13 protein-coding genes are annotated in these 16,634 nt (G+C 60.3%); 4 read left to right on the forward strand and 9 right to left on the reverse strand.

Annotated elements, in window-relative coordinates:
- Nucleotides 1-124 precede the first annotated feature (124 nt).
- From MJ777_RS06270 to MJ777_RS06280, 3 genes are all read left to right on the forward strand, one after another.
- On the forward strand, nucleotides 125-1,609 hold the full coding sequence (locus MJ777_RS06270) for an SDR family oxidoreductase (RefSeq protein ID WP_239381116.1): 1,485 nt from the start codon (nucleotides 125-127) through the stop codon (nucleotides 1,607-1,609).
- Nucleotides 1,610-1,620: 11 nt separating this feature from the next.
- Complete coding sequence (locus MJ777_RS06275) at nucleotides 1,621-2,304, forward strand: vWA domain-containing protein (protein ID WP_239308877.1); 684 nt, start codon at nucleotides 1,621-1,623, stop codon at nucleotides 2,302-2,304.
- Between the two features lie 317 nt (nucleotides 2,305-2,621).
- Nucleotides 2,622-3,509 carry a prephenate dehydratase gene (locus MJ777_RS06280; protein ID WP_239308878.1) on the forward strand — a complete coding sequence of 296 codons (888 nt, stop codon included), beginning with the start codon at nucleotides 2,622-2,624 and terminating at the stop codon, nucleotides 3,507-3,509.
- A gap of 226 nt (nucleotides 3,510-3,735) precedes the next feature.
- Here MJ777_RS06280 and MJ777_RS06285 read toward each other — a convergent pair whose 3' ends face one another.
- The 6 genes from MJ777_RS06285 to MJ777_RS06310 all read right to left on the reverse strand — a co-directional run bounded on the left by MJ777_RS06285 (nucleotide 3,736) and on the right by MJ777_RS06310 (nucleotide 8,670).
- The gene (locus MJ777_RS06285) at nucleotides 3,736-4,164 is read right to left on the reverse strand and encodes a DUF2000 domain-containing protein (RefSeq protein WP_239308879.1); all 429 of its coding nucleotides are present in this window, start codon (nucleotides 4,162-4,164) and stop codon (nucleotides 3,736-3,738) included.
- A 153-nt stretch (nucleotides 4,165-4,317) separates the two neighbouring features.
- The gene (locus MJ777_RS06290) at nucleotides 4,318-5,304 is read right to left on the reverse strand and encodes an ornithine cyclodeaminase family protein (RefSeq protein ID WP_239308880.1); all 987 of its coding nucleotides are present in this window, start codon (nucleotides 5,302-5,304) and stop codon (nucleotides 4,318-4,320) included.
- A 3-nt stretch (nucleotides 5,305-5,307) separates the two neighbouring features.
- Nucleotides 5,308-5,688 carry a Dabb family protein gene (locus MJ777_RS06295; protein ID WP_239308881.1) on the reverse strand — a complete coding sequence of 127 codons (381 nt, stop codon included), beginning with the start codon at nucleotides 5,686-5,688 and terminating at the stop codon, nucleotides 5,308-5,310.
- 52 nt (nucleotides 5,689-5,740) lie between these two features.
- Nucleotides 5,741-6,322 carry a hypothetical protein gene (locus tag MJ777_RS06300; RefSeq protein ID WP_239308882.1) on the reverse strand — a complete coding sequence of 194 codons (582 nt, stop codon included), beginning with the start codon at nucleotides 6,320-6,322 and terminating at the stop codon, nucleotides 5,741-5,743.
- Nucleotides 6,323-6,334: 12 nt separating this feature from the next.
- Nucleotides 6,335-7,258, reverse strand: a complete 924-nt coding sequence (locus tag MJ777_RS06305; protein WP_239308883.1) for an aminotransferase class IV — start codon at nucleotides 7,256-7,258, stop codon at nucleotides 6,335-6,337.
- A complete protein-coding gene (locus tag MJ777_RS06310) occupies nucleotides 7,255-8,670 on the reverse strand; it encodes a phenylacetate--CoA ligase family protein (RefSeq protein WP_239308884.1) in 1,416 nt (471 codons plus the stop codon). Before MJ777_RS06310 ends, MJ777_RS06305 begins: the two co-directional genes overlap by 4 nt.
- 1,097 nt (nucleotides 8,671-9,767) lie before the next feature.
- Between MJ777_RS06310 and MJ777_RS06315 the strand changes: the two genes are divergently transcribed.
- Nucleotides 9,768-10,988, forward strand: coding sequence for a cytochrome P450 (locus tag MJ777_RS06315; protein WP_239308885.1), 1,221 nt, complete (start codon nucleotides 9,768-9,770; stop codon nucleotides 10,986-10,988).
- Nucleotides 10,989-11,141: 153 nt separating this feature from the next.
- Here the strand turns inward: MJ777_RS06315 and MJ777_RS06320 are convergent, their stop codons facing one another.
- From MJ777_RS06320 to MJ777_RS06330, 3 genes are all read right to left on the reverse strand, one after another.
- The gene (locus MJ777_RS06320; RefSeq protein ID WP_239308886.1) at nucleotides 11,142-11,939 is read right to left on the reverse strand and encodes a thioesterase II family protein; all 798 of its coding nucleotides are present in this window, start codon (nucleotides 11,937-11,939) and stop codon (nucleotides 11,142-11,144) included.
- A gap of 14 nt (nucleotides 11,940-11,953) precedes the next feature.
- Nucleotides 11,954-13,780 (reverse strand): non-ribosomal peptide synthetase, encoded by a 1,827-nt coding sequence (locus tag MJ777_RS06325; RefSeq protein WP_239308887.1) that lies wholly within the window; start codon nucleotides 13,778-13,780, stop codon nucleotides 11,954-11,956.
- A 168-nt stretch (nucleotides 13,781-13,948) separates the two neighbouring features.
- Entirely contained in the window at nucleotides 13,949-15,832 is a 1,884-nt protein-coding gene (locus MJ777_RS06330; RefSeq protein WP_239308888.1) for a cobalamin-dependent protein, read from the reverse strand.
- Between the last annotated feature and the right edge of the window lie 802 nt (nucleotides 15,833-16,634).

The raw sequence follows: 16,634 nt of genomic DNA on the forward strand, positions 1-16,634 counted from the left end.
CCCCTATTGCCGGTCGCTCTAAGAACGCCATAAGAACATGCGGGCTCATGTCCTTGTAAGCCGTTTTCGTCGGCCATGTTCGCCGGCGCTGCGGGCACCGTCCGGGTGAGGGAACATCGATGGCATGCGATGTGTCGTGTTCGGGGCAACCGGTTACATCGGCGGCCGTCTGGTGCCCGAACTCCTACGCGCCGGTCACGACGTACGGGCGGTGGCCCGCAACCCGAGCCGGCTGACCGATATACCGTGGCACGACCGAGCCGAGATCGTGGCTGGTGACGTTACCGACGCCGCCAGCGTCGCCAGCGCAGTGGCCGGGCAGGATGTCATCTACTACCTCATACACTCGCTGCACCGGCGCGACTTCGTCGAGCTGGACCGTCACGCCGCTCGCACCGTCGCCGGGCAGGCACGCGCGGCCGGGGTGCGCCGGATCGTCTACCTGGGCGGCATCACTCCGGATGGACAGCCGCTATCTGCGCATCTGGCCTCCCGGGCCGAAGTCGGACAGATCATGCTCGGCTCCGGCGTGCCGACCATCGCACTGCAAGCCGCGGTCATTATCGGTTCCGGTTCGGCCAGCTTCGAGATGCTGCGTTATCTCACCGAACGCCTCCCGGCTATGGTCACCCCGCGATGGGTGAACAATCGCGTCCAGCCGATCGCAATACGCGATGTCCTGCACTACCTTACGCACGCCGCCGTGCTTCCGGACACGATCAACCGCCGTTTCGACATCGGTGGCCCGACCGTCCTCACCTACCTGGATATGATGCGCCGCTATGCCGCCGTGGCCGGCCTGCCGCGTCGTGTCATAGCCTTGGTGCCTGTACTCACCCCGTGGCTTTCAGCGCAGTGGGTGAACCTGGTGACACCGGTACCGCACAGCATCGCTGTACCACTCATCGAGTCGCTGGTGCACGAGGTCGTCTGCCACGACCGCGATATCACCACCCACATCCCGGAGCCGGATGGTGGCCCGGCCTCCTACGAGCGGGCCGTCGAACTCGCGCTGGCCCACATCCGTCACGCGGGCATACCCACCCGCCGCTCCGGCGCGGCCACGCCGCCCTCCGACCCCTTGCTCTGCGACCCGCTGCCCTCCGACCCGCTGCCCTCCGACCCCGCATGGTCGGGCGGCAGCAGCTACGAGGACATCCGCGAACGCCACACCAGCGCGGACGCGCAGGTGCTGTGGCAGTTCATCGAGTCCATCGGCGGCGAACACGACTGGTGCTCCTTCCTGCTGGCCTGGTCGCCGCGGGGCTGGCTGGACCGGCTCATCGGCAGCGCCGGCCTACGGCGAGGCCGCCGCGACCACCACCGCCTGTATCCGGGCGAAACCCGCCACCGCTGGCGGGTGGAGCATCTCGACCGGCCCCGTCTGCTGCGGCTGCGTGCCGAGATGCGGCTGCCCGGCCGCGCCTGGCTCGAGCTGTCCGCGGCCCCCGACGCTGACGGCTCGCTGTACCGCCAACGAGCGATCTTCGAACCGCACGGGCTGACCGGTCATCTCTACTGGAAAGCCATCGCCCCGTTCCATCACACTGTCCTCAGTGGGATGGCCCGCGCCATCACCAACGCCGCGGAGCGCGAGAAACGTCGGTGAAAGATCCCGCGATGACCACAACGACGATGGCTGTAACAGACGAGACCGCTACAGCCAAACAGACGACCGATGGCAAGGGGCACGCCATGACGAAGGCCGGCTACACCCATATCGCCCTGCTGATCGACCGGTCAGGCTCGATGATGGCGATCCGCGATGACGCCGAAGGCGGAATCCGGTCGTTCATCGCCGAGCAGGCCATCGCCCCCGGGCAAGCGACGATCAGTCTCTACCAGTTCGACCAGGATTACGAGAAGGTCTTTGGCGCGATCCCGATCGGCGAGGCGCCACCATACCGCCTGGTTCCGCGGGGCTCCACCGCGCTACTCGACGCCCTCGGCGAGTCCATCGTGGACACTGGGGAGTTCCTCCGTGGCCTTCCCGACCATCAACGTCCGGCGACCGTTGTCTTCGCCGTGGTTACCGACGGCCGGGAGAACTCCTCGAAGGAATGCACGCTCGAACAAATCAGAAAAATGATCAAAAATCAGACCGATACCTACGGATGGCAGTTCGCCTTCCTGTCCGCCGACCTCAACGCGATTGCCGACGCCCAGCAGCTGGGCTTCGCCGCGGCGGCATCCGCGAGCTACACCCCAGACAGCGAAGGTACCCAGCTGGCATACGCGGCGCTGTCCCGATCGGTCTCCCGGACCCGAGCGAACGGCGCGCCACTGGACCTGTCGGGGTCGTAATCCGTCGGTACTTCCAGCACTTCCAGCACCTCGTGCGCTGTCCGTCAGCGCCTCGTGCGCTGTCCGTCAGCTCGGGGCGGCTCGGCAACGAGGTCCGCTGAGGTCTGCTCGACGGCGGGATCGTCCGTCCCCGAGCAGCTGGGCCTCGATCGCCGGGCCTCGATGCCACCGAGAGACCGTCAGCGCGAGATTCGCAACAGCGCCCGCGTCCAGCGTACGGTCTGCCGCGCGGCGCCCTGGTTCCGCCGGGCCCGCATGATAACCTGCGATAAAGATCGATTCATGTATCAGCATCCTGAGCGTAGGTTGGAACCAGAGTGGCCAAAGGACGCAAAAAAGTCGCGTTTCAGGGTGAACTAGGAGCCAATTCCCATCAAGCGTGCCGTGATGTATATCCAGACTACGAGCCTGTTCCCTTCCAGACATTCGCGGAGTGCTTTGACGCGCTCGAGGAAGGCACAGTCGATCTTGGCATGATTCCCGTCGAAAATTCAACGGCCGGGACGGTGGCGGACATCCATCAGTTGTTGCCTTACTCATCGGTCTACATAGTCGGAGAATACTTTTTGCCGATTCAGTACCAGCTCTTGGGATTGGTCGGCACGGATCCTCAGGCGCTACGGACTGTGCACAGTCACCCGCAGGCTCTGTCGCAGTGCCGGGTAACCCTACGGGAACTGGGTCTCCGCGCGGTGGCCGGCGCTGATACGGCGGGCTGCGCCCGGGAGGTTGCCGAAACGAGGGATCCGACCAGGTCGGCGATAGCCACTCACCTCGCAGCGGAGATCTACGGCTTGGAAATCTTGCGACCTGATCTCAAGGACGAAGAACATAACACAACGCGCTTTGTGATTCTTTCGTCAGAGAACCTTCGGGCCGCGGTTGGTATCGGCCCCATCGTCTCCACCTTTGTTTTTCGGGTGAGGAACCGCCCATCCGCGCTCTACAAGGCACTCGGAGGATTTGCGACCAACGGCGTGAACATGACGAAGCTGGAAAGCTGTATGGTGAGAGGCCAGTTCTTCGCGACGGAATTTGTCGCCGACATCGAAGGCCACCCGGACGAGGAGCGGGTCATGCGAGCCTTTGAGGAGCTGGGTTTCTTCGCCGACTACCGAATCATAGGCGTATACCACGCGAATCCTTTTCGTGAACGCATCCGCAACCATAACAGCCAGTTTGTTGTACCCGAATACGCGAATTAAGAACGCCCAGCGATAAGGGCGGGGATCAAAGAGCGGGGCTGGGATACGTGCGTCGTAAAGCGATGGAGGGAATCACCCTGCTGGTAGACTGGCGGCCGCCGAGCGGGTACCCGTGCATCGGCAGGATGGACGGGGAGCAATGACGCGCGAGATTACGTGCCCCAGCCCCGCGATGCCTGCTCGACGCTCACCAACCGACCCACGTATTCCGCAGGTACGCGTGGTTTCAGCGGTAAAGAGGCAGGCTCCCGACCAGCTTGTTGACATCTTTTTTCGGACCGCTTAGCGCCACCCCGATGTAGGGAAGATCCGCCGTCGCAGTCTGGGCCAGACGCTCCTCGTACTCGTCGTACGTGCGGGAGGTCTGGGCGGTAGTCGTGAAATCTACCACAAAAACGCCGTCAGACGCACTTGCCCGTAGAAAAATCTCCTTGAGACCCTCGGCGTCACTCTTCAGGATCGGCACGGGAATCCTGGTAATCGCCTTATGGGTGAGACCATTGGCGTCTTTGGAATCATCGCCCAAAATGCCATCAACCATACGCCCGACTGACAGCGAAAGCGCCGCCACGGTATTCATCGCCAAGCCTATCTGGAGGCCTCCATCGATGATAATGGCAACTTTGTCTGGCGTGACCGTGCCGTTTGATGACATTAAATTGTGCTCCAGAGGTGTGAGGGCGGTCAGCTACCTTGATAGCCTGACACGCTATATTTTTGGTCGGCCGACCAGTGGCAAATCAAGATCATAGTTGTCCGGACTGCACTAGTCAAGATCGTTCGTTGGATGCGTGACAGCACAACTACACTAATGGAATTTTATCACCGTGCCCAAGCCCTTGTCACGGGCGGCTTGGGCGATGGCGAATCCCACGGTGACGTCTTCCACAGCCAGTCCGAGAGACTTGAAAAGGGTCGACTCGTCAGACCTCCTTCGCCCAGGATGGCGACCGAGAAGGACTTCGCCGATCTCGGCCAGCACGTGGTCGGGCCCGATGAGTCCCTCCTCTTCGGGAACGATGAGGTCGCCCGATTCGGCTCGGGCCGAGGCTCGACTGTCCACGAAGACAGAGCATCTCCGCACAAAAGCCGAAGCAAGCTCCCGGTGGTCCGCGAACGAGGCTCCGATCGCGTTGAGATGCGCCCCAGGAGCGACATCCTCATCGCTCACCACCGGTTCTTTACTGGCTAAGGTCGTACACACCAGATCAGCGCCCTCCAGAGCCGCTCTGGCGGTCGGGTGCACCTCGACCTCAACCCCCAGGTGACTCCAAGCCCAAGCGCGGAATCGCTCGCTGTGCATGGGTGTCCTGCTCCACACTCGGACCCGGCGCACCGCACGGACCGCGAGCATTGCTTCGAGGTGACCGCGACCTTGTACTCCAGACCCAAGTATAGCAAGGTCTCCCGCGTTCTTCCGGGCGAGGAGGTCGGTCGCGACTGCGGTCACGGCCGGTGTCCGCACTGCCGTGATAGCGCCGGCGTCAATCAGGGCCAAAGGCAGGCCGGTATCAGGATCGAAGACGATGACAACTCCAACATGGAGGTCCAGACCTCGAGCGGGATTGGCGGGCTTGAGAACCATCGCCTTCAAACCGAAGCCCAGAGAGGCCTCACCACCTACATAACAGGGCATGACACCCATGAGATCGTCAATGCCGTCAGGCCGGATGATCGTCCTAAGCGGCTGATCTACGTCCCCGGCGCTGTAGGCGCGCAGCGCGCTCGCCGCAATCGGTATCGCGTCCGAAATGGACAGTGCCGCCTGGGCTGTCGGCCGGTCGATGACGAGCACGCGTTAATCCTTTCCGGTTCCGTACCCGGGCGATGTCGCGGATAATCCGGTATGCCCGGCCGGAGTGATCGTGACCTCAGCCGGACCGGGATCCTCTTCTAAATCCACGACGACCCAGGTGCTGATGCGCTTCCATTTCTCTATGGCGAGACGGTGGAAAGGATCGGCCATATAGCGGGCCAGCGCGTCTGCGTCTTCCAGCAGGCCGATCACAGCAAAATCATAAGCTTCTGTCCGGCGCGCCGTATTACGGCCCGCCTTCCATTCACGGAGCTCTGGGACCTTGTCGCCAACCTGCAATGCGATCTTCTCGGATTCAACCACCTCGGCATCGTCGAAAGCGAGTCCCTTGTTTAACTTGAACAGCACGATATGTCTGATCACTGTCTTCCCCTTTGGTATCAACCGGGAATGGCAATGGTGGCCGCTGGTTCGGTCATGCGCGACGGAACACCGTCCAAACCATTGGAATGGGACGGGTGGAGGAAATGAATTTCAATCCGCGCCGCGCGGCCGCTATCTCAGTTGTCAACGCCACCTCGCCCTTCTTCGAAGCCACGAAGTCTGCGGCACCGCTCGTGGATGCCATGTAGATAACCTCGTCGCACTTGAAACCGGCCGGCGACAACTCGTCGATCAAGGGTACCGGATCCGGGTGGCTGGCCACGCTGTAGCCGCCGTCGGCGAGGTCGCCTCTCGCGGCCAGGCCGTATTTGGGCGTATGGCAGAAGAATACAGTGTCGATCAGTAGTCTGGGATGCATATAAAAAACGTTGATATTCGAGTAGGCGTTGGCTACCACCACCATAACCGAAGAATCTTCAAGCGCGTGCTCGAGAGCTTGCTCATAGCTCGCGGCAAGGTGAACTCCCGATGCCTCTCCGCCCCGTATCGCGGCAAAGTAGTGAGCCGCCTGTTCGCTGCTCGTGCCAGCAGGGCCAAGCGTGGCGATGACAACGTCCGCAGTGGCCGAGGCCGACGCGAACGTGAAGAACAAGTGACCTTCCGGAGCCAGCATTGAGTTGCCCTCCTACTGGAGTTCTTTCAGCGGCGCGGACTGTCGGACGCGCCGCTGGTACTCGGTGGCAACCCGAAGGGTTATCGACGAACCTGATCGAGCCTGTCCAACCTTCACCTGGTTGACGGCGGTGACCGCGGCTACCTCGATTCCGGTACCAGTCAGAAACACCTCATCGCTCTCGATGAGATCGGTCACGCTGACCTTCCGTTCAGTTATCGAAATACCAGCCATACCCTCAAGAATATTGATCACCGTCGCACGAGTGATCCCTGGTAAGATATCCGAGCCGAGGTCCGGTGTGACTACGTCCGTCCCCTGCACGCAAAACACATTGCTGGTCGACGCTTCGGATACATATCCATTCGTCGTGAGCATAAGCGCATCGTCGTAACCGTTGGCAATTGCATCCTCGACGGCGAGCGCATTGTTGACGTAAGCGCCACTTATCTTCGCGGTCGATGGCACGCTAGACGATGGAATCCGCCGGATATCACTCAACCGAAGGCGGACTTCACGGCCGGCGTCCAGCCGGCTTTGCATCGGGACGAGGGAAATCGCGATGCTGTGAGTGACGCCCGATAGCCGAATCCCGTACGGGACACCCGGCAGGAGTGCCTGCTTGAACACGATCGGGCGGATATAACAGTCGTCATCGACATCGTTGAGACTCAGTAGCTTGCCGCAGATCTGGCACAGATCGTCCAGCTCCTCGTCAATCATGATCCGTAATGCCTCACACGAGCGAATCAAACGAGCGAAGTGCTCGTGGGCCATAAACGGGCTCACCCGGCCGTCCACTGTTTTATAGGCTCGTATGCCCTCAAAGGCGCCCGTGCCATAGTGCAGGCCCTGGGTCGAATCGGGCAGGGCCACGGCATCATCGGTGACGTACTCGCCGTTGTAGTAACGCCAGGGCAGCCGTGCGGCGTTCATCGGACACGCTCACGAACAGCAGCGATTTCTCGCGCTTTTTCGGCTTCCCCACACGACGTCGCCGCCGCCCGGCGGTCACGGATTCGGGCAGCCTTCCAACTCACCATCGCGCCGGTCGACGTCCTGCTGTCCGTCACCCCCCAGGTCACCTCAGCCGCGGTGCCGAACGCCTCTCCGGTATGCCGGATAATAGCGCTCTCGTGTATGCGCATGTCGGCATTACCGAGGGGACGGACGGGCTCGAACAGTACGGACAGATGATCCCGCCCGTCCGCTGTTTCGCTCAGGGTCGCCTGATAGTCAAGAATGGTCGGTGCCTGCGCGAGCAGTCCGTCTTCGAAGTCGAAAGCGGTTATCAACCGGTCGCCGAGGTGAATCTGATCGTCAACCCTGCCCAGCGGAACCATGGTGAACTGCTGATCCGATCCTCGGCTCTTTACCATGTCGCCCGTTCTGTACCGGACCAGTGGTTTCGCTCCCCGGTACAGATGTGTGATCACAAGCTCCCCTTGTCTTTCGCCCTCACGCCCGGCCTCGACACGACGGCCAGTAGCTGGGTCCACAATCTCGTAGAATACGTTTATGGGAGTGCTGTGAAGCTGCTTATCCGGGAAACAAACAGCCAGAATGGAAGCCTCTTGCGAAGCGTACATACAATTATAGACGTCCGCGCCCCAGATCGCTCCGATGCCTCGGAGAAGTCCTGGTGTGGAGAGCTCCCCGAGGGAAAGAATCGCTCGCACGCTCGTCTCCGCTGGATTCTTACCCTCCTGGAGGAGTCTCCTGGCCAGCGAAATAGACATGCCTGGGGTGCAGACCAGCACGTTCACGCCGAGCCTGTCGATTAACTCAAGCGCTCGGGAGAAGCCAACGAGAGGAGAATGCGGCCACATCTTTACTGTCGTATGCCCGAGAGCACGGAGAATGTCACCGAACGAGTCACCTGTCGAGTGCAGTTCCGTTGGTCCCATAACCGCTACCACGCAGTGGTCGGCATAATTCCGCAAAATCGGGGCGTATCCCTCCATCAACGCCAGGCCGGTGCGCATTGAGTCACGCGGCGAGCGTGGGCAGGGGGTGGATAGGCCGGTTGTGCCGGTCGTCTCGTAGTAGATCCAGCATTCCGACAGAGGTAATGCAGGCACTTCATCAAGATGGGTGCGGAGGTCAGCTTTCGTCGTGAAGGGAAGATTCTCGATGGCGACCGATGGGTTTTCCGTGCCAGCTATGTTCACCAGTCGGCGGGAGTAAAATGGAGAGCGCTCTCTGACATACGTCAATGTCTGGCCTATCTCATACGACTGATAGACGGCTAGCTCCGCTGGCGGCACCAGACCCGCCGCATACCGAGAGGCAAGTACCGCGAAGTCCGCCGTCTCTTCCAAAAAACGCTTGTCCAGCATCGGAAGCATGTATCGACTTCCTTTCCCATAAATGATCACGGGCCTGTCAAGCTAGCAGGAGGGAATTAGGTAAAATTCCTCTAACATTATCGTTACAATCATCTACCTGCTTCCCATGACTATTTGCCAACGGGACCATCGCGGTGTACATAGCGAGCCGGCTTGCCGTACAGATCCAAAATCTTGTCCGTCCATCACGTGTTCTGGCCTCCGCCCGACGATCCATGTCTAGCCGGCCATGGACGGGCGGTCAAGGCTGGTAAAGCAGCATTCACCTGCGCTGGCGGGACGAGCAAGCCGCTTTCCTTTGCGATGCTGCTAGCGCGCACGTGCTCTGACCTCGATGAATTCATCGTAAGCACGCCTCCTGAGACCGAGATTCCACGGCTCGTAGGCATACTTGAGGCCTGGCCCCACTCGCTATCCCTGGTCGCATGGTTGAAAACAAGCCTGCCGGACCGAATTCCGCAGGTGCACGCCTGCTGGCAGATTGCTGGACATAGCTGGTACTTCCCGGTTCACTGGTAGGCAGGTACCCGCGTGAGACCCGGCTGACGAACAAGGGCGGCTCGGTTGTGCGCTGCCTCCAGCTCACCCAGAACAAGCGACACCCAGTGACGGACAGTCCAAGCATCAAGATCATATGCAACTTCGACTGGGCCGACCAGATCGACCGGGACGCGCCCACCCGGCCGCTGGCCTCGATTGCCGGTTCCTCACACCGGTCCTGGCGGTACTGGTCCCACTGACGTGGGGAGGTGTGGTCGACACCCGCTGCCTGGGCCGTTGGCGTCCGGCCAGGCCTGGGAACGGCTCGGAATCAGCGCCGCGGTCCGCAAGGTCGCAATATCAATATCGAATGTTAATCCTGCCGGTGCCGCTTCCCAGTTCACAGGCACTGTATCTTGAACTGGCCATTGTCGATTTCTTTCTGTCGACGCTACGCCGACGCATTGCCGTGCCGGCATGGCGTTGCGGCCTGGGGGTAAAAGATTCCCCCAGGGCACTCAGTCTCGCGACGCTGCTCCACGACGCCGGGCACTCATCTGGGCCGCACGCCATCCACGTCGCTTGTGGCCAAACACGCTATTAGTTAAGCTAACGTCATGGTGGATGCAGGGGGAACCCTCTCAGCCGCGACCGAGCGGCTAGGCGATTCATTTTTCCAGGATCCCCAGGGCTTTTTCGCGCGGCTGCGCTCGTCCGCGCCGGTGACTCCGGTCATCACACCCGAGGGTGTCCAGGTCTGGCTCGTCACCCGGTACGAGGACGTGCGCGCCGCGCTGGCCGATCCCCGCCTGGCCAAGGACTGGGTAACACACATGACACCCGAAGATTTCGACATCAACGTGGACCCCGTACAGGCGTTTCTCGACCAGCACATGCTGAACCTCGATCCGCCCGACCACACCCGGCTACGCCACCTGGTGGTGAAAGCGTTCACTCCACGCCGGGTGGCCGCCCTGCGGCCACGGATCTCGGACATCACCGACGAGCGGCTGGACGCGATGGCGAACGGCCCCGCTGAGACAGATCTGATCGAGGTGTTCGCGTTTCCGCTGTCAGTGACCGTGATCTGCGAGCTGATCGGCATTCCAGTCGGCGACCGGCAGGCGTTCCGTAAGTGGTCGGAGACGCTGTTGTCCTCGCGGGGGACGCGCGAGGAATCTCGCGCGACCGCCGTCGCTATGTACGAATATTTCACGCACCTGGTCGCGGAGCGCCGACGGTCACCGGTAGACGACCTGCTCTCGGCGCTGATCACGGCCCGTGACTCGGGTGACTCGCTGTCGGAGCACGAATTGCTTTCGATGATGTTCCTGCTGCTCGTCGCCGGGCACGAGACAATGCTGAACCTGATCGCCGGCGGGGTGCTGGCGCTGCTGACTCATCCAGCCGAACTAAATCGGTTGCGCGACGATCCTGCGCTGTTGCCTTCGGCGGTCGAGGAGCTGCTGCGGTACGCGAACCCCCTGAACCACGCGACCGAACGATTCACGCTGGAGCCGGTGACCATCGGCGACGTCGTCATCCCCGCGGGAGAATGGGTCATGCTCGCAACGGCGTCGGCGAACCGGGATCCGTCACGGTTCGCCGACGCGGACCGGCTGGACGTGGGCAGGGACGCGTCGGGCCACGTGGGGTTCGGACACGGGATCCATTATTGCCTCGGCGCGCCGCTGGCACGGCTGGAGGGCGAGATTGCGTTCGGGAGCTTGCTGCCCCGCTTCCCCGGACTGGCGCTGGCGATGCCCGAATCGTCGCTGCGTTGGCGGCCCTCCAGCCTCATCCACGGGCTGGAGAACCTCCCTGTCCGGCTGCGCTGACCCGCGCCCCTACCAGGCAGTGCCCACCGGAGGCTCTCGCGCCGCCTGACAAACTCGGCTCAGCTGTCGAAGTCACCAGCCCAAAAATCGCCAACGTGCGATATGCGCGGACAGCTGGCACCCGGGATACCCGCGTGTCAGCCAGAGCCGGCGTCAAATCGTTTGTACCGAGATCGTATTCGGCGCAGCTGCTGGCCCCAAGCTGGCCTCCCGTAGCCGTTCCCTTAAGACCGCGGCCACATCGTCAGGCGCAGCATGGTGGTAGAAATGGCCACCGTCGAAGACCGTGAGATGGAAGTCAGCTGATGTCAGGCTTCCCCAGGCGCTGAGCCTGTCCAGGCTGACGCCAGGATCATGGCGGCCGCCCATCGCCGTGACCGGCACCTGTAACGAGCTCCGGTGCGGGATATACGTCTCCCAGACCTCAAGATCCGCGCGGAACAAGGGTAACAGTAGTTGCACCAGCTCCGGCTGGGCTAATACCTCTGGTGAAGTCCCTTCCAGATCCGCGATGACCGCTAGAAGCTCGCTGTCCGGCAAATCATGCAGCTGCGGCCCGGCAGGCGGCAGATGCGGCGCGCCAAGCCCCGAGACGAAAAGATGTCTCGGCGGCTTGCCGAGCGCGGACAGCTCATGCGCCAGTTCATAACTGAGCAAAGCGCCCATACTGTGCCCGAACAAGGCGAACTCCCTCCCCGCGCGGGTCGCCAAAGGCCCGCTCAGGTCGGCGACAAGCTCCGTGGCCGAATGGAGCGCCGGCTCTCCATGGCGGTTTTCCCGTCCCGGGAACTGTACGGGTATCGCCTCAATGCCCGGGGCCAGCAATACAGGCCACTCCCGATATATCGACGCGCCTGCCCCTGCATGAGGCAGACAGAACAACTGGATCGCGTCCGCGTCCAGCGTCGGCGGAGGAATGGCTTCCGCCCGGCACGGAGGGAAAAACAACACGTCAGTCGCCCTCCTCATAGAAGCCCTTCCCCAGGCTGGGCTCCCGGATCGCTCCGCTCCCGGATGTACTTGACAATGCCGCGCACCGTCGGGTCCTCGAAGAACTCTGCCAGCGTTATGTTCACGCAGAAGCGCCTGCCCAACTGAGTGAGCAGTCTGATCGCGAGCATGGACTGCCCGCCGCTCTCGAAGAAGTTCTCCGCACGACTGAAGGCCGGCACATCCAGCAGCCGTCCGATAATGGCCGCGACCTCGTCATCGAGCGCTTCGGCCGCTGCCAGGCAGCCGCCATTATCTGCCGGAGACGATGCGCTCGCTGAAAATGACAGCCGCGCCCGGTCTATTTTCATGTTGGCGTTCTTCGGCAGTTCGGGGAGGCGAATCAACCGTGCCGGAACCATATAGTCGGGCAGCCGGTCACGCAGGAACGCCCTAAGCTCGCCTGTTTCCGGGGATGCTTCGCCTGCCCCTACGTAATAACTGACAAGTGTTTTGTCGCCAGCTCGGATGTCAGCGTCAGCGATCGTCGCTGCCTCCCTGATGCCAGGGTGCCGCAGCAGCGTCGCATCGACCTCATTCATTTCGACTCGAAAGCCTCGGATTTTGACTTGGGAGTCAACGCGGCCGAGGAAATCAAACAAGCCGTTTGACAATCGGCATACCAAATCCCCTGTGGCGTACATCCGCTGGCCCGGTTCTGCCGCGAAGGGATCCGGAAGAAACCGCTCGGCCGTCAGCTCCGGCTGGCCGAGATAACCACGCGCGACGCCGTCACCGCCGATATAGAGCTGGCCGGACACACCGGCCGGCTGAGGACGCAGCATGTCATCGAGCACGTAACAGGTCGTGTTCGAGATGGGACGGCCGATCGGCACTCTCAGCTGCTCTGCCGGCATCGGCGTGACGTGGTGTGCGGTGGCAAGCGTCGTGCATTCCGCGGGGCCGTAACCATTGACCAGCGTGCAACCTGGTAGTACCGCGACGGAGTTGGCTTGGCTGACCGCCATTACGTCACCGCCAACCAGAATCTGAGAAACCGTGGAAAACGTCGAAGGGTCATCCGCCGCAAGCTGGTTGAAGAGCGGTGTCGCCATCACCATGGTGTTAATGCGGTCCGCTCGCAGGGCGTTTGCCAGCCGGCCCGGCGAGAGTATGGTGTCACGGTCGAATCCAACCAGCTCCCCGCCGTTGAGCAACGCGCCCCATACCTCGACCGTGACAGCGTCAAAAGCCGCGTTCGAGATCTGTGCCACCCGGTCGCCTGGCCCGAACTTGATGTAATCAATGTTTCGTGTGCGCCGCACCACGTTGCGGTGTGTTACACAGATTCCCTTCGGTATACCGGACGATCCCGACGTGTACACTACATAGGCAAGATTCTCAGAGCCAGCGCCCCCATCTATCCGGACATCATGAGTGACGCCATCTCGCGTTGTCTCCCCCAAGTGCTCGGCAACTGTGATCACAGGGATTCCAAGAGCGGTCAGACCGTCCTCGTCTGCCTCCGTCAGCAGCGCCACAGGCTTGGATTCTTCCAGAATTGTATGTAACCGACGGGCCGGGCAGGATTGATCCAGCGCCAGATAGGCACCACCAGCCTTGACGGTGGCAAGCATGCCCACAATGACACTGAGGCTCCGATCCGCGTGGAGCGCGACCAGCTGATCAGGCCCCACACCGAGTTCCCGCAGTCGGGAGGCCAGAGAGTTGGTTATCCTGTCAAGCTGCTGGTACGTCAACGTAATAGGACCATATGTCACGGCGGGCGCACCGGGGCAGCGTACGACCTGCTGTGCGAACAGATCGCACAGCGAACCGCTCCGGGGATATTCGGTGGGCATTTTATTCCACGTTATTATAGGATCACGATCCGACGGGACAAGAGGCGCCGCGGCAGCCTCCTCAACCCCTATATCAAATTTCGGCATGAGCGTCCAGTTCTCTCATCAGTTGATTCGTTAACCGGTCGGCATAATTCGGCTATTCTTTCGCGGAAATTCCTTGATTCCTCATTTATGAGACGAGGCCGGCAGCCACAGCGGCATGACGTTCCCGACCTTTTCGATCATTCCATGGCAGTAGGAGCCGCTGTGGTCACGACTCTGCGTCGGCATAAATGGATATTGCAGCCGCTTATGATCAACTGTGAATATACCATCCACTGGCATCGTTTCGATCTTGATCGCATTGGCCAGATCCGTCATATATTCCGCTGGGATCTGTACTGTATAGCTGCGTGAACCGCAGCCCAAGAAGCGGAGCACCTGGAAACCGTCAGTATGCACATCCATGGGAGTATTGCTATACATATAAGGACGATTCAGCATATCGATCTCGAACAGGGCCCGCACCTTGCTGTCGTCCCACCAGTCCTGGCTCTGCGTGAAGCAACGCACGTGATCGACAAAAAGTTCTCTGTACTCATGCAACACGGAATGGATGAAGAGACCGTAATTATTTACATCGTAGTAATCGGCGTCCCGGATGGAGCGGTCCGCGTAGGAGATGATGGGGTCAGCTTCTCCTTGCCGGCGCAGGAATTCAGCAAAGGCGGCGAATATTTCCTGGTACTGGATTCCAGCCTGCCTCACCAGATAGCGGCTTACCGACCGGAGGCTGTGCGTATTATGCAGGGCATGGAAGGCGTAGAAATAATACATGCCCTCGACAAACTCTTCTTCGGAAACTTCTTTCGTGCCAATAACAATCCGGGCTTCCGCGACTTCTCCGCCGGCCGGCCTGGTTACTATCCCCATTTCATCCGCATGATGATATATGGGTGTATTGTTGAGGAGCAGATGCGGATACGCGATCACCGTTTGTGCTTCGTTCTCGCACAGCGTGCCAATGCCTCGCTCAAAAGAAGCGATAGTTTCCCCTGGTAATGGCCAGATTAGCTCGACGAAGGAGCTGATCCTCCTTTCGCGTAAATCTTCCTGGATCGCGGCGAAGGCGCTCAGTCTGATGTTCGATCGAGAGATCAGATCAAGGCTGCCCGGCTCGAGGGTCTGTAGCGATACCGGCTGCGAGGCGATGAGGTTTGCGTCCTGGAAGATACCAGCGATTTCGGTGACCGCATGCGGCTTGTTTTTCGCCGCGGAGAAATAAACGACGTTTGGCGCCCCATGACTTCTTGCGCAGATCGTGATGTGCCGAGAAATATCAATGTCTCGGCTTAGCATCCCCCAGTTTGCGTCGGCAATGAAAAGGAACAGTATCTCGTTTTCGGCTATCCATTTGATTTCATCACGGACCCGCTGCTCATCGAAGCGGTACACCCGATCATTCGTAGCGGCACCCCAGAAACAAAACCCACAGTGGTATGGGCAACCGCGGTTCGTCTCCAAAATTGCTATACTGTAAGCAGCATCGAATATTCCCGTCAGGAATGGCGATGGAATGTCGTCAAGACTGCTAATCCTCGGCTGTTTCGGAGTCGTCACCAATTCGCCGTCACGGTAGAAGCTGAGACCATTGACTTCATGGAGACGCGGACTGGAGTCGGTCAGCGCGAGCAGGTAGCGCGTGAAGGTGATCTCTCCTTCTCCGTTACAGAGAACGGTCCGCTCATCATCACTACTGAGGTAACGGTGGGCCTGCGACATCACCTGAGGGCCGCCAAAGATGATCTGCACATACGGTCTTGCTTGCCTGAGGGCAGCCGCAACAGACCTCACCAGGTTCATATTCCATACGTAGCAGCTGAACGCGTACACATCGGCAGCTGACCCGACCAGGTCCCGGATGATATCGGCCCGGGGTGTCTTGGCGACAGCCGCATACCGCTCGAAGCGATACTCACTGCGAATCACCGAATCCGTCATGGCATACGCTTGAAGGTAACCGGAGGCCAGCGGTGTCATCCGCTCGAAAACGGTCAGTTCAACGAGCATGGCCTTCTTCAATTCGCTCGCCTTTCAGGAGATGGAAAGCACCCGACGAGTGGCACCGCCTACGAACGACTCCGTTATGAACGACCAGTGTCGCTCCAGTACCAGCCAGAGCACGCCGCGGGCTCAAAGCGAGTGAGATAGGGTACCGGATGATCAGCATTTTCACAAACATGGTCATCAGCGGATAGATCCGCACAGTGATCGATGGGCCGGTGGCAGTAAAGACCTGACAATAATATTCTCGAGGATAAAACAGGGAATGACCTAGAGAGTCCGTTCAAGTAAATCATCAGGCGCATATGAAATCTTGCCGGGTGACGCGGCCAGACCGAAGACGAGCTATCATGAGGATCATAGCAGCCGCTCTGGTCAAGCGGAGCGCACCGATAATTAACGGCCCAAGATCTGCGAGATTCTCTTGGTGACTGCTTGCAAACTGCTCCAGAACAAAACAACCAGTGCCGCGGGACCAATCGCGGCGAGGTTAGAACCCCGTTGGCCCGAGTACCTGTCACCTCCATTGGTTAACAAATTAGTGGATCATTGATCCAAACGTGACCAACGCATCGAACGATATGTTAACGGATAGACAACGTGTTGACTAAGACGACGAACTTAGTTCGGTAAATCAGGGTAAAGAGCGCTCATAATGAACTTGGTTCGCCACCACAGCGTGTTTCGGAAGTCATCGTTCGATCAGGGAGCCGCCTCCAGGTGGTTCCTGACAAGGCCACAGGCCCGACCGATACCGGATGCGTGGTATTCGATGTGGCCGAGAACGCGGCCAAGGGCCGCCTGGAGG

The organism is Protofrankia sp. Cj5 (assembly GCF_917627405.1).
Lineage (GTDB): Bacteria > Actinomycetota > Actinomycetes > Frankiales > Frankiaceae > Protofrankia.